General features: G+C 61.1%; 11 protein-coding genes. 9 read left to right on the top strand and 2 right to left on the bottom strand.

The window, feature by feature from the left end; genetic code table 11:
* The first annotated feature begins 134 nt into the window (after positions 1–134).
* From AC3IX4_RS10830 to AC3IX4_RS10870, 9 genes are all read left to right on the top strand, one after another.
* Positions 135–1445, top strand: coding sequence for a nucleotide sugar dehydrogenase (locus tag AC3IX4_RS10830; RefSeq protein WP_489260517.1), 1311 nt, complete (start codon positions 135–137; stop codon positions 1443–1445).
* A gap of 65 nt (positions 1446–1510) precedes the next feature.
* Positions 1511–2992, top strand: coding sequence for a glycosyltransferase family 2 protein (locus AC3IX4_RS10835; RefSeq protein WP_489260518.1), 1482 nt, complete (start codon positions 1511–1513; stop codon positions 2990–2992).
* Positions 2993–3067: 75 nt separating this feature from the next.
* The gene (locus tag AC3IX4_RS10840; RefSeq protein ID WP_489260519.1) at positions 3068–4267 is read left to right on the top strand and encodes a PilZ domain-containing protein; all 1200 of its coding nucleotides are present in this window, start codon (positions 3068–3070) and stop codon (positions 4265–4267) included.
* A complete protein-coding gene (locus tag AC3IX4_RS10845; protein WP_489260520.1) occupies positions 4264–5664 on the top strand; it encodes an alginate biosynthesis protein AlgK in 1401 nt (466 codons plus the stop codon). The genes AC3IX4_RS10840 and AC3IX4_RS10845 overlap by 4 nt, the downstream gene beginning before the upstream one ends.
* A 41-nt stretch (positions 5665–5705) precedes the next feature.
* Positions 5706–7094: an alginate export family protein gene (locus tag AC3IX4_RS10850; RefSeq protein ID WP_489261269.1), complete on the top strand. Its 1389-nt coding sequence runs from the start codon at positions 5706–5708 to the stop codon at positions 7092–7094.
* A gap of 171 nt (positions 7095–7265) precedes the next feature.
* Complete coding sequence (gene algG / locus AC3IX4_RS10855) at positions 7266–8783, top strand: mannuronan 5-epimerase AlgG (RefSeq protein ID WP_489260521.1); 1518 nt, start codon at positions 7266–7268, stop codon at positions 8781–8783.
* A gap of 11 nt (positions 8784–8794) precedes the next feature.
* Positions 8795–10192: an alginate O-acetyltransferase AlgX-related protein gene (locus AC3IX4_RS10860; protein WP_489260522.1), complete on the top strand. Its 1398-nt coding sequence runs from the start codon at positions 8795–8797 to the stop codon at positions 10190–10192.
* Positions 10192–11280, top strand: coding sequence for a mannuronate-specific alginate lyase (locus AC3IX4_RS10865; RefSeq protein WP_489260523.1), 1089 nt, complete (start codon positions 10192–10194; stop codon positions 11278–11280). Before AC3IX4_RS10860 ends, AC3IX4_RS10865 begins: the two co-directional genes overlap by 1 nt.
* A 104-nt stretch (positions 11281–11384) precedes the next feature.
* Positions 11385–12809 carry a mannose-1-phosphate guanylyltransferase/mannose-6-phosphate isomerase gene (locus tag AC3IX4_RS10870; protein WP_489260524.1) on the top strand — a complete coding sequence of 475 codons (1425 nt, stop codon included), beginning with the start codon at positions 11385–11387 and terminating at the stop codon, positions 12807–12809.
* A 108-nt stretch (positions 12810–12917) separates the two neighbouring features.
* On the opposite strand, the gene AC3IX4_RS10875 is transcribed toward AC3IX4_RS10870, so the two are convergent.
* Both AC3IX4_RS10875 and AC3IX4_RS10880 read right to left on the bottom strand, forming a co-directional pair.
* Positions 12918–13205 carry a hypothetical protein gene (locus tag AC3IX4_RS10875; RefSeq protein ID WP_489260525.1) on the bottom strand — a complete coding sequence of 96 codons (288 nt, stop codon included), beginning with the start codon at positions 13203–13205 and terminating at the stop codon, positions 12918–12920.
* A gap of 43 nt (positions 13206–13248) precedes the next feature.
* The gene (locus AC3IX4_RS10880; protein ID WP_489260526.1) at positions 13249–14022 is read right to left on the bottom strand and encodes an ABC transporter ATP-binding protein; all 774 of its coding nucleotides are present in this window, start codon (positions 14020–14022) and stop codon (positions 13249–13251) included.
* Positions 14023–14051 lie beyond the last annotated feature (29 nt).

A 14051-nucleotide genomic window follows, 5' to 3' on the forward strand; every position in this document is an offset into this window, starting at 1 on the left:
TGTTGTGAGTGTGGGGGAGAGGAGTCAGTCGTACCTCACTGTCCGTTAGCGTTCGCTAGAGGCGTGGAGTGTCCTGGAGATGCGTCGCAGAACCCAGGGTGCTCTGAATCAAGGTAGACGAGGAGATCTCACCAATGCGCATCAGCATTTTGGGTCTGGGTTATGTAGGGGCCGTGTGTGCAGGCTGTCTCAGCGCACGGGGTTATGACGTGGTTGGGGTGGATGTCTCGCAGGTCAAGGTCGACCTGATCAACCAGGGCAAATCACCGATTGTCGAGCCTGGTCTGGAAGCGCTGCTTGAGCTTGGGGTGAGTTTCAGTCGCTTGCGCGGCGGCTGCGATGTGAAATCCGCGGTGATGGACACAGAGATGTCGTTCATCTGCGTGGGTACCCCCAGCAAGAAAAACGGCGACCTGGACTTGGTCTACATCGAGTCGGTGTGCCGCGAGATCGGTACGGCCCTGCGTGAAAAGGACGCCTGGCACACCGTGGTGGTCCGCAGCACAGTGCTGCCCGGCACCGTGAAAAATGTCGTCATTCCCATCCTTGAAGACTGTTCCGGCAAGCGCGCCGGGATCGACTTCGGGGTGGCCATCAACCCTGAGTTTCTGCGCGAAAGCACGGCGATCAACGACTTCCATCATCCACCGATGACGGTCATCGGTGAACTCGACCAACGCAGCGGCGACATGCTGGTATCGCTCTACCGAGAGCTCGACGCGCCCATCGTGCGCAAGAGCATCGAAGTGGCGGAAATGATCAAGTACACCTGCAACGTCTGGCACGCCACCAAGGTCAGTTTTGCCAACGAAATCGGCAATATCGCCAAGGCGGCCGGCGTGGATGGGCGCGAGGTCATGGACGTGGTGTGCCAGGACACCAAGCTCAACCTGTCACGCTATTACATGCGCCCAGGCTTTGCGTTTGGCGGCTCCTGCCTGCCCAAGGACGTGCGTGCGCTGAACTATCGCGCAGGCCAACTGGATGTCGATCACCCGCTGCTCGGGTCCATCATGCGCAGCAACGCCGCCCAGGTGCAGCGCGCCCTGGACATCATCACCAGCTTTGGCAAGCGGCATATAGCGTTGCTGGGCCTGAGCTTCAAGGCGGGCACCGATGATTTGCGTGAAAGCCCGTTGGTGGAGCTCGCCGAGATGCTGATCGGCAAGGGCTACGATCTGCACATCTTCGACCGCAACGTGGAGTACGCGCGCATCAACGGCGCGAACAAGGAATACATCGAATCAAAAATCCCCCACCTGGCCTCATTGCTGCGCCCCGATCTTGCGCAGGTGATCTTCGATGCGGAGGTGATCATCCTGGGCAATGGCGATGAGTCTTTTCGCGCCATCGCCCAACAGGTGCCCGAAGGCAAACAGGTGGTCGACCTGGTGGGCTTCATGCAGGGCATCAGCAACGATCAACTCGAAGGCATCTGCTGGTAGGCACAACGCGCGCCAGGGCGAAGCCTTGGCGCGCACTCTGCTGAATCGAACCGGGGGCATGGGTGATGGAACAATCCAGGGATTACCTGCGCGAGAGTGCGGGGTGGTTGGTTTACGTCGCGGCATTGATGGGGATAGCCCTGTTGCTGCCACGCACGATTTTCGATCCTGATTCAAAGGACTTCTTGCTGCTGCTGGGGGCCGTGGGTATCTGGCGCTATTCAATGGGGGCGATCCATTACGTGCGCGGCCTGTTGTTTCTGTATGTGGTGTATCCGTCCTATCGGCGCAAGGCCAGGCGCCTGGGCGCCAGCGCCGACCCGTCCCACGTTTTCCTGATGGTAACCAGCTTTCGCATTGATGCCATGACCACGGCGCAGGTGTACCGATCGGTCATCGAAGAGGCCATCGACTGTGGTTATCCGACCACGGTGGTCTGCTCCATCGTGGAGCTCGCCGATGAGTTGCTGATCAAGACACTCTGGGAAAGCTACAACCCACCCAAACAGGTCAAGTTGGATTTCGTGCGCATTCCCGGCACCGGCAAGCGTGATGGCCTGGCCCATGGTTTTCGGGCCATCTCGCGGCACATTCCCGATGCCAATGCGGTGGTGGCGGTGGTGGATGGCGACACCGTGCTGACGCCTGGGCTGATCAGGCGCTGCGTGCCCTGGTTCAAGATGTTCCCCAAGGTCGGCGGGTTGACCACCAACGAGTTCTGCGAAGTGCATGGCAGCTACCTGATGAGCCAATGGCACAAGCTGCGTTTTGCCCAGCGCCATATCAACATGTGTTCGATGGCATTGGGCAAGCGGGTGTTGACCATGACCGGGCGCATGTCAGTGTTTCGCGCCGAGGTGGTGACTAACCCCGGTTTTATCCAGGACGTGGAGAGCGACTACCTGGAGCACTGGCGGCTGGGGCGCTTTCGCTTTCTCACCGGCGACGACAAGTCCAGCTGGTACAGCCTGATGCGCCTGGGCTACGACACCTTCTACGTCCCGGATGCGGTGATCAACACGGTCGAGCATCCTCCGGAGAAGAGCTTCTTCAAGGCCAGCCGCCAACTGATGTTTCGCTGGTACGGCAATAACCTTCGGCAGAACTCGCGCGCCTTGCACCTGGGTGTCCAGCGCCTGGGCTGGTTCACCTCGCTGGTGCTGTTCGATCAGCGCGTGTCTATGTGGGCCAGCTTGCTGGGGCCGTCGGTGGCGATCATTGCAAGCATCAAATACAGCATGGCGTACCTGTTGATCTACGTGCTGTGGATCGGCGTGACCCGGCTGCTGCTCAGCCTGTTGTTGCTGGCCTCGGGGCATCCAGTGGGGCCTATGTATCCCCTGATTCTTTATTACAACCAGATGGTGGGCGCGGTGGTGAAGATCTACGTGTTCTTTCGCCTCGACCGCCAATCCTGGACACGCCAGAAGACACGTTTGGATCGCGGGCTGGATCGTTACCAGCGCTGGTTCAACACCTGGTCATCACGGGCCATGACGTTCTCGGCGGCCAGTGTGTTTGGCGCCCTGTTGATGTGGATTGTGTAGTACGCAAACAAAAAAGGTGAATACCGATTCTGACCTGCCGGGTCGACCTTAATCGTGGATGGGAAGGGACGCATCATGAGTACAGCCAGCATTGCGATGAACACTGATGTAGTGCATGAGTCGGAAGTACAGCGCCAGCACGTGCGCCTGAAACTGCCGGCCAAGATCAAGTTTTTTGGGCCGGATCGCGAAGTCGTCGAGTGTGATCTGTTCGACTTGTCGGCCGGCGGCTTTAGCCTGTATCAGCCAGATATGCCACTGACCTCGGGGCGCCAGCACAAGGGCAAGCTGGTGTTCCAGGTCGATGGCTTGGGGCTTGCCCTGGATGTGGAATTTATCGTGCGCTCGATCAGCAGCGACAGCGAGCACGTCGGCTGCGAATTCCAGAACCTGCGCCCACGGGAGGTGGCAGCCCTGCGCTACATGATCACGGCCTACTTGTCGGGTGTGATGGTCAGTGTTGGGGATGTGCTGGCGACGCTGCAGCGTGAAAACTTCACCAAGCCACGCAAGCACGACAGTGGCAACGGCCTGGGCTTTTTCGGTCGCGTGCGAGCGACCAGCCTGAGCCTGCTGTTCTTCCTGGTGGGGGTGTGCGCCTTTGGCTTTGTGTTGCACCAGTTGTACGGCATTTATTTTGTGACCCATGCCGAGTCGGCGCGAATCAATGTTCCCGGCCAGTTGATTGGCTTACCCCGTGATGGCAGCGTCAATTCGATTGTCAAGGTGGGTGATGTGGTGGCCAAGGGTGCGCCGCTGGCGACCTTTTCTGCCTCGTTGCTGGACGTGATGAAGGGCAACCTGCCGCCAGGCCAGGCGACCCCGGAAAACCTCGAGCGCCTGTTCAGCCGGACCTTGCAAGGCTCATTGACCAGCCCCTGCGATTGCCGGGTGGTAGCGCAACTGGTGCCGGATGGCCAGGTTGTCGGCAAGGGCACCACGGTGTTCGAGCTGATGCCAACCGACGGCGTGGCCACCATCGAAGCGCGCTTCCCCTACAAATACTTCGCCAGGATCCAGCCGGGCAAAGAGGTGACCTTTCAGCTTCCCGGGGAAGCACAGCCTCGCACCGGCAAGATCGCCACGGTGATGCTGGACAACGGCGGGCTGGCGTCGGACCTGCGCGTCACCATCGAGCCTGACACCGGTTTGCAGACTGAATTGGCCGGTCGTCCGGTAGAAGTCAACGTTGAAAACATGCCGATCAGCCATTGGGTGGATCAAGTCTGGGCCAACAACTCTTGGATTAACAAAGTCATGGCGGCGACAAAATGAACGGCCTCGGGCGATTTGGGTTGCCCTTGAGCGGGGTAACCATAGCGATGGCGCTGGTGCAAGGCTGTGCCAGCCTGCCGGATGAGGGGCTGGCGCGTGAAGCCATGGCGCGGGGCGACTTCCAGACCGCGCGACAGAACTACGCGGCGCTGGCCGCGAGCGGCTACGCCAATGCCCAGGCGGGCATGGGCGACCTGACCGCGGCGGCGGGGGACCCGGCGAGCCTGAAGGCGGCAGAAAGTCTTTACCGCCAGGCCGCGCCGGAGTCGGTCAAGGCTCAGTCGCGGCTGGGGCGTTTGCTGTTGCGCCAGGGGCCGACGGAGGTTCGGCAAGTTCGCGAGGCGCGGGAGCTGCTTGAAGGCGCGCTGGCCAAAAACGAGTTCAGTGCGGTGGTGCCGCTGACCCTGTTGTACCTGAGCTACCCGCAACTGGTGCCCGGTGTAGATGCCCAGCAGAAGGTCAATGACTGGCGTGCCCAGGGCATTGTCGAGGCTGATCTGGCGCAGATTCTGATCTACCGAAACCAGGGCACCTATCAGGGGCATCTGGCCCAGATCGAAACCCTTTGCCAGGCGCGGCTGGCGGTGATCGATGCCTGTTACGTCGAGCTGGCCACGATCTATCGCCAACGGGCCGACGTCAAGGCCCAGACCCAGTTGCTGGAGCAATTGCGCCAAGGCTGGCGCGCAGGTCAGGTCGCACCATTGCGGGTCGATTCGGTGGCGCGGGTGTTGTCCTCACCTACCTTGGCGGGCCCGCCCGATCCCCAGGCAGCCCGGCGCTTGCTCGAAGAGTTGGCACCGGCTTATGCCCCCGCGTGGACGAGTTTGGCGCGCCTGATCAACGACTACCCGGCGCAAGGCGATGCAGCGCAGCTGCTCACCGCTTTGCAACGCGGTCGCGATGGAGGAGATCCACGTGCCGAACTTCTGACCGGCAGGCTGTATTACCTGGGCAAATGGTTGCCCCAGGACCCGCGCCAGGCTGAAACCCACCTGCTCAAGGCGGCCACTTCCGGGGAAATGGGCGCGCACTATTACCTGGGCCAGCTGTATCGGCGTGGCTACCTGGGGAAGGTCGAACCGCAAAAGGCCTTGCAGCACTTGCTGCTGGCGGCCCGCAGCGGCTCAGCCAGTGCCGACCTTGCATTGGCGCGAATGTTTTCCGAGTCGCGCGGGATCAAGGTCAATCGGGTCAGTGCCTTTGTCTTTGCGCAAATGGCGCAACGCCAGGGCGTGCCCGAGGCCGGGCCGGTGGTGTCGACCTTGCGATCGGCCTTGACACCGGCAGAACAAAAAATCGCACAGCCCTTGCTTGAGGGTGAAACCCAGGCTCGCCTGACAGGCGCAGCGCTTGCCAAGTTGCAAACTCCGGAAAATGGACAGGACTTACTATGAAACAAGCATTATGGGCAGGATGCGGTCTTGGCATTTCATTAATGTGCAGCAGCCATCTGGTGCTGGCGGTGGACGCTGCGCCGAAAAACTTCGGTGTGGACGTGAAGATCACCGCCGAATCCCTGGACGATCGAGACCTGGGCACGGCATCCGGTGGCACCCTCAATGATATCGGTATCGACGTGCGCCCCTGGGCCTATGGCTTATGGGACACATGGAGTGCCTTCATCATGGGCCAAGGGGTGGCGGCGACCGATACCATCGACACCGACACCGTCAACAACGGCGTCGACAATGGCAACGCCCGTGAGGCTGACGACAGCTACCTGGCCCTGCGCGAATTCTGGGTCGATTACTCCGGGATCACCGCCTACCCCGGCGAGCACCTGCGCCTCGGGCGCCAGCGCTTGCGCGAAGAAACCGGCGAGTGGATGGACAGCAACATCGAAGCGCTGAACTGGAGCTTCGAGACCACCCTGCTGCGCGCACACATTGGCGCCGCCCAGCGCTTTTCCGACTACCGCACCGACTTCGACGACCTGGCGCCGGAGGATGAGGACCGCTCTCACTTCTTTGCCGACCTCTCCACCCAATGGTACCCGAACAATTGGGTGGGATTGCGTGTGCATCATGTCGAGGACAGCGGCGACCTGCCCAACCCGGGCGAGCAAGTCGATGTGCTGGACAAAACCTTTACCGGCAACCTGACCTGGCTGGGCCTGGAAGCCAACGGCGATGGCTACAACTATCGCTCCACCATGCCCGTCAATTACTGGGTCAACGGCACCATGCTGTCCGGCAGCCGCGACAACCTCAGCAGCGTCACTGATGCCAATGGCGACCGCATTGCCGTGGGCCAGAACTCGGGTGACGTCACCTCCTGGGCCGCGGACCTGGGCCTGCGCTGGAACATCAACGACAACTGGCGCCTCGGCGGGGCCGTGGCGCGTGGGGAAGGGGGAGGCATCGACAAGGAAGACCAGTTCGAGCAGACAGGCTTGCACAGCAACCGCTCCAGCTTCACCGGTACTCGCTCACGCGTGCATCGTTTCGGCGAGGCGTTTCGTGGCGAGATGAGCAACCTGCAGGCGGCCACGCTGTTCGGTGCCTGGACGCTGCACGACGACTACGACGCCAGCCTGGTCTATCACCAGTTCTGGCGGGTTGATGACCTGCAGGAAACCGGTGACAGCGGGATCATCAATGCGGCCCTGGTGGACGGTGAAAAAGATCTGGGCCAGGAAGTCGATCTGGTCATGACCAAGTACTTCAAGCAAGGCCTGTTGCCGGCCAGCATGGTCGACTGGGTGGACGAGCCGTCGGCGCTGGTGCGTTTGCGTGTTGGCGTGTTCTTCCCAGGCGACGCCTACGCCGAAGGCACTGACTCGAGCATGCACCGGGCGTTCCTTGATTTTGTCTGGAAAATCTAGTGTGGTCCGGCATTCCGCTTGCCCAATCTCTGTAGCCGCTGCCGATAGGCTGCGATCGACCGCATAGCGGGCGCGAGATCTTGAAAGCTGCGTTAGCGCCCCTGACGGGCCGCATCGCAGCCTTCGGCAGCGGCTACAGGTATCAGGTGTTCATTTTGATGAGTGAGGCTTATGGACAGTGTCGTCAAGATAGGGCTGTTGCTCGCCAGTCTGTTGTGGGCACAAGCCGCTAGCGTTAGCGCGGCGCAAGATATTGCGCTACCCGGCTATACCATCACCGAAGCGCCGGGCAAAAGCCTGCAGCTCAAGGAGCCGAAGCTGCCCGACTTGTCGGGCTATACGGCCCAAGCGGCGATGGCCAAGATCGTCTACAAGCCCGCCGGGCGTGCGTTGATCCAGCCGATGCTCAAGGAGCCGATGCTCGACGAGTTCATCGGTGGCAATGAGCGCATCAAGGAATGGGTGGTGCGCCAAAAGCGCATGCCGGTGGCGATCTTTATCGACGGTGGCTACATGAGCCTTGCGCAACTGGCACGCAGCCTGCCGCCGACGGCACTGCGGGAAACCTCGCCAGGGGTGTTCCTCGCCCGCTTGCCGATCGTGATTCGCCAAGGTGGCACCTTGCATGTCGACAAGACAGTGAAAGAACTGCGCCTGTCCCAGGAGGGCGGCTCGTTCCTGGTCAACGACGGCAAGCTGTTCATCACCGACACCAAGGTCACGGCCTGGAGCGAAAAGGGCAACAGCCCGGCCTGGTACAAGAAGGAGGGTGCCTTCCGGCCCTTCCTGGTTTCCTGGGGCGGCACCCAGACCTACATCGTCAACAGCACCATCGCCAGTTTTGGCTACACCGCCAGTAAGAGCTACGGCGTGAGTATCTCCCAGTACAGCCCCAGCATGGCGCCGAAGATGAAGCGCAAAAGGCCCACTGGCTGGCTGATCAATTCCGAGTTCGTCGACAACTGGTACGGCTTCTATTGCTACGAGGCCGACGACATCGTGATCCTGGGCAATTCCTACCGCGACAATATCGTCTACGGCATTGACCCGCACGACCGCTCGCGGCGTTTGATCATTGCCCACAACGACGCCTTTGGCACCCGCAAGAAGCACGGCATCATCGTTTCACGGGAGGTCAACGACAGCTGGATCATCTACAACCGCACCTACGACAACCACTTGTCCGGCATCGTCCTGGACCGCTCCAGCGTCAACAACCTGGTGGCCTACAACGAGACCTACAAGAACCGCTCCGACGGCATCACCTTGTATGAGAGTGGCAACAACCTGTTGTGGCGCAATCGTGCGGTCAACAATGACCGGCACGGCATCCGTATCCGCAACAGCACGAAAGTGCGGCTGTATGAAAACGAGCTGATGGCCAATGCCCTGACCGGCATCTACGGTCACATCAAAGACCTGCGGGGCACCGATCGCGACCTCCATGAAGACCCCTTCGAGGCCAAGCTGTCGATGACCGTGGTGGGCGGCAAATTGATCGGCAACGGCTCTAGCCCCATCACCGTGTTATCACCCTCGCGCCTGGAGCTCTACGACCTGACCTTCCTGGCGCCACAGAAGCAGGACGGTCTTTCCTTCACCGGCTTGCTGGGGGACGTGCAGAGCGACTTGATGCGTATTCTTCTTAACCGCCGTGAAGCGGCGCTAATCGTGCCGATGACCTTGTGAGGTACTTGCTGATGAAGACCCTTCCGGGATTTGCCGCGTTGTGCCTGTTGTCGGTGCAGGGCGTGGCGTGGGCCGAACCTGAATACAGCGCCGAAGCCTGCTGCCAACTGTGCCCGCAAGCAGCGCAACCAGCGCTTTACGAACAACCGACATTGAAAAACTTTGCCACCCTGATCGAGACCCAGGACCAATGGTTGTTCCGCACGCAAAGCGATTTGCGCACCAGTTTCGGCCTTGATGACAGCGGCTACAAAGCCCTCAAGCGCTTGCGCGATGGGTTGGCCCAGCGCGGCGTCGAGCTGGTGCTGGTGTTGCCCCCCAGTCGTGGCCTGCTGCATGCCGATCGCCTGCCTGCGCAGGCATTGGCGCGCTTCGATCAGGCCACGGCGCGAGACAACTACCTGCAAACCCTGGCGCACCTGCGTAGCTTGCGCATCCTGGTCCCCGACTTCGCCAGCGTGCTGGACTCCCCGGCACCCGCCGACCAGCCGTTCTACTTCAAGGGCGATCATAACTGGACGCCCTACGGCGCCCAACGCAGCGCTCAACTGGTCGCCCAGGCGCTCAAGGGCAGCGATGCACTCAAGGGCGTGCCGCATCTAGCCTATGTCAGCCAACCGGTGGGCTTGCTGGGGCGTACGGGCACCTTGCAGAAAGCGGCGGCACAGGTCTGCGGCAATGGCTATCCGCCGCAGTATGTGACTCGCTTTCAGACCCTGGCCCAGGACGGCGGCAAACCTGAACCGCGAGTGGCCTTGATCGGCACCAGCGCCAGTGGCGAGGCCTTCAACTTTGCCGGCTTCCTGGAGCAGTACCTGCAAACACCGGTGCGCAACCTGACCGTGGCCTCGGGCGGCTACGACGATTCGCTGATCGCCTACCTGCTCAGCGATGCGTTCCAGTCCCGCCCGCCCGCGCTGCTGGTGTGGGAAACCGACAACCTGGATAGCTTGCGCAAACCCAGTTTCTATCGCCAGGCCATGGCGGCGCTGGGCGATGGTTGCCAGGGGCAGGCACCGCTGCTCAGAGGCCAGGTGACGCTGCACGGCGGGCGTGGCCAGGTATTGTTCAACGGCGGTGGCGGCACGGTGCATCCGATCAAGGGCGATCGCTACCAGGTCGACCTGCAGTTTGCCGACCCCACGGTGCACCTGATGAGCGCCACCTTGACCTTCATGAACGGTCGCCAGGAAAACATCAGTATCACCCGCCCGCCGACGGTCGATACCCGAGGGCGCTTCACTTTCGAGCTGCGTGCCGATGCCGACTGGGATGAGCTCACCTTTCTGTCCATGGATGTACAGGCACCCCCAGGGGCTGCAACCACGGAACTCTCGGCGCGCTTGTGCGCCAAGCCGGTTGTGCCGCTGTCACCCACCCTGCGCACGGCGCAGTCGGAGGCTCACTGATGCGACATGAACACTGGGCTGCCTTTGGCGTGGCCATGACCTTGATGACCCCGGCGCTCGCGCTGGCGGCGCCGCTTCACCCACCCCAAGGCTATTACGCCGAGGCGACGGTCAAGGAGGGCGAGGCCGAACGCTGCCCGGCAACCCCCAAACCCTACACGGGCGATCTGATGATCCCCAGCAAATACGAGGGCTCAGGCAAGGCACGCGATCAGTTCAACGCCGACTCTTACAAACGCTACAAACAGCTGTCGGCGGACATCAATGAGCTGGAGAAAGGCGTCAATAAGCAGGTGGCTGCCTATTTGCGCCTGGGCCGTCCCGGGCATGTGGAGTGTGCGCTGACCTGGCTGGGCAGTTGGGCCCAGGCCCAGGCGCTGCTGAGCCCCAACTATACCCATACCGGCAAGTCGATGCGCAAGTGGGCACTGGGCAGTGTGTCGTCGGCGTACCTGCGCTTGAAGTATTCGCGCTCCGACCCCCTGAAAGGCCGCGAGGCGCAAACCCGGCCCATCGAGGCCTGGCTGGGCCAGGTCGCCGATCAGGTCGTGCTGGACTGGCGTGACCAGCCTTTGGACCGGCTCAACAACCACCAGTACTGGGCAGCCTGGGCGGTGATGGCCGCGTCTGTGGTGGTGGATCGGCGTGACCTGTTCGACTGGTCAGTGGCGCAATTTCGCTTCGGTGCCTCACAGGTCAATGCCCAAGGCTACCTGCCGAACGAGCTGAGGCGAGAAACCCGGGCACTGGCTTATCACAACTACTCCATGGGCCCCCTGATGATGATCGCCGCGTTCGCCCAGGCCAACGGCGTCGATGTGCGCGAGGAAAACCAGGGCGCCATGCGCCGTCTGGCGGCGCGAGTGGAGGAGGGCATCAAGTCCCCCGCCACCTTCGAGCGCAAGACCGGTTACAAGCAGGAACTGGAAGACCTCGACGAAGACGGCAAGTTTGCCTGGCTCGAACCCTACTGCGCGCTCTATGCCTGCTCGGCGCAGACAAACCAGTGGCGCGAGTCGGCGGAACCCATGAAAACCTACCGCTTGGGCGGTGACATCACACAGTTGTTTGTGGGCCAAAAGGATTGATCCCCAGTGATTACAAAAGGGCTTGTGTTGGAAAACCGGAGGGAAGTCCTTCGCGGGTCGAGGAGCCTCCATATCGTTCAATGACGGTGCGAGAGGATTAAGCAATGATCCCAGTAATTTTGTCCGGCGGCAGTGGCTCACGCCTGTGGCCCTTGTCGCGCAAATTGTTCCCCAAGCAGTTCCTGAGCCTGGCGGGCGAGGGCTCGCTGTTCCAGCAGACCTTGCAGCGCCTGGCGTTCAACGGCATCGGCAAACCGATTGTGGTGTGCAACCAGGAGCACCGCTTTATTGTCAACGAGCAACTGGCGGCCATTGGCTGCACACCCCAGGCGACCTTGCTAGAACCTTTCGGTCGCAACACCGCGCCCGCCGTGGCACTGGCGGCGCTCAAACTGATCGCTGAGGGGCGCGATGAGCTAATGCTGGTGCTGCCGGCCGATCATGTGATCACGGATGTCGAGGCCCTGCGCGAGTCCATGGCGCAGGCCCGGGAACAAGCGTTGCGCGGCGATATGGTGCTGTTCGGCATCCCGGCCCTGCGTGCCGAAACCGGGTTTGGCTATATCAAGGCCGTAGGGGGTGAAGGTGCGGACAATTTGCTTAAAGTCGAGCAATTTGTCGAAAAGCCAGACCTGGCCACCGCTCGCGGTTTTGTCGAGTCAGGCGACTACTTCTGGAACAGCGGCATGTTTCTGTTCCGCGCCAGCCGCTTTCTGGAAGAGCTGCGCACCCATGAGCCGGATATGTACGACACCTGTGTATTGACCCTGGAGCGCAGTGTCAGCGGCCGTGATGGCGTGGTCAATATCGACCGAGCCACCTTCGAGCTCTGCCCGGACAAATCCATCGACTATGCAGTGATGGAACGCACCCAGCGCGCCTGGGTGGTGCCCTTGAGTGCCGGCTGGAGCGATGTGGGCTGTTGGTCGGCGTTGTGGGACGTGCATGATAAAGACGCCGACGGCAACGTGCTCAAGGGCGACGTGGTCAGCCATAACAGCCGCAACTGTTTCGTGCATGGCAGCAACAAGTTGGTCACCCTGTTGGGGCTGGATGATCTGGTCGTGGTCGAGACCAAGGATGCCGTCATGGTGGCGCATCGCGACGCGGTGCAGGACGTCAAGAAGCTGGTCAATCTGCTCGATGGCCAAGGGCGTTCGGAAACCCAGAGCCACTGCGCCGTGTATCGTCCCTGGGGCGGCTATGACTCGGTGGACAGCGGCACTCGTCATCAGGTCAAGCACATCACGGTCAAGCCCGGCGCCCAACTGTCATTGCAGATGCATCACCACCGGGCCGAGCACTGGATCGTGGTCTCGGGCACCGCCCAGGTGACCTGTGACGATAAGGTCTTTTTACTCACCGAAAACCAGTCCACCTACATCCCCATCGCCTCGGTGCACCGCCTGGCCAACCCCGGCAAGATTCCGCTGGAAATCATTGAAGTGCAGTCGGGTAGCTACCTGGGTGAGGATGATATCGAGCGTCTTGAAGACGTGTACGGCAGGACTCAGCCGGTCAAGATTTGATCGGCCCACTGTAGGAGCAGAGCTTGTCGGGGCGCCGAACCGTCGCGATGCATACACCGCGGTCTTCCTGAATGACCGCGGCGCCTGCATCGCGAGCAAGCTCTGCTCCTACCGGGGCTTGCACTCGGCCAGGACCACTTTGCAGGTCTTGGGCGTGCCCCCGGATCGGCCGGCATAGCGTATGCAATTGTCCAGGGATTTCTGGCGGGCCATGTGCAGCGAGTCGCCCCAGGCGAGGCCGCCTTCGCCGACAGACGGAAGGGCTTTGGCGTAACAGCTAGAGCCCAGGTCTGCGTAGGCCGTGGCGGGTTTGCTGGAACATCCGCCCAGCATCAGGCTGAACGCGAGCAGGGTCGGGATGATCGGGGAACATGAATGTGTAGTGGTGGCGATCATCCCGGTTTCACTCTAAATGAAGTGGGTGCTGTCCTTAATTAGATTAGCCGTGCCAGCAGCGATACCAACCGTTATTTTCTGAGACCACCAACTCGGTCTGGTAGAGGTTCGACAGTTTCTCACTGGTCAGAATCTCGGCCTTGGGACCATCGGCGATCAGTTGCCCTTGGCTGATCAGCACCACACGATCGATCTCGGGGATGATTTCATCGATGTGATGGGTGGTGATGATCATCGCCCGGTCTTCGCTGCAAAAGCTGCGCATCAGTGACAGCAAGCCCAGGCTTGCGCCCATGTCCAGGCCCGCGGTGGGTTCGTCGAGGATCAGCGCCTGGGGATGGTGGACCAGTGCGCGGGCCAACAGCAGGCGGCGTTTCTGCCCGGTGGACAGGCGCTGGAACATGCGCTGCTCGTCGATTTGAATATTCAATTGCGACATCAAGGTGCGCGCTAGCGCGACTTGGTCGTCTGTCGGTTGCAAGTGGGCATGGGCACCCATGGCACCGAAGAAGCCGGAAATGATCACGTCCAGCGCCAAGGTGTAGGGGGTGTAGTCTTCTTGCATGTCCTGGGAGACAAAGCCGATCTTGCTGCGCAGGTCCCAAAGGTTGACGGTTTCATTACCGAACAGCTTGAGGTAACTGCCGGGCCGCTCGACCGGGTAGATCTCACGGTTGATCAGCTTGAGCAGCGTGCTCTTGCCTGCACCGTTGGGGCCGAGGATGGCGACGCGCTCGTTGTAGCCGATGCTTATCGAGACATTGTCGAAGACGCGGGTTTGTTGTTGAAAGGCGGTGACTTGGTTTAACTCGATCATTGTTCTGCCTTGGGTGGGGTGTAGGAGCC

This window comes from Pseudomonas sp. KH_021 (genome assembly GCF_057838865.1).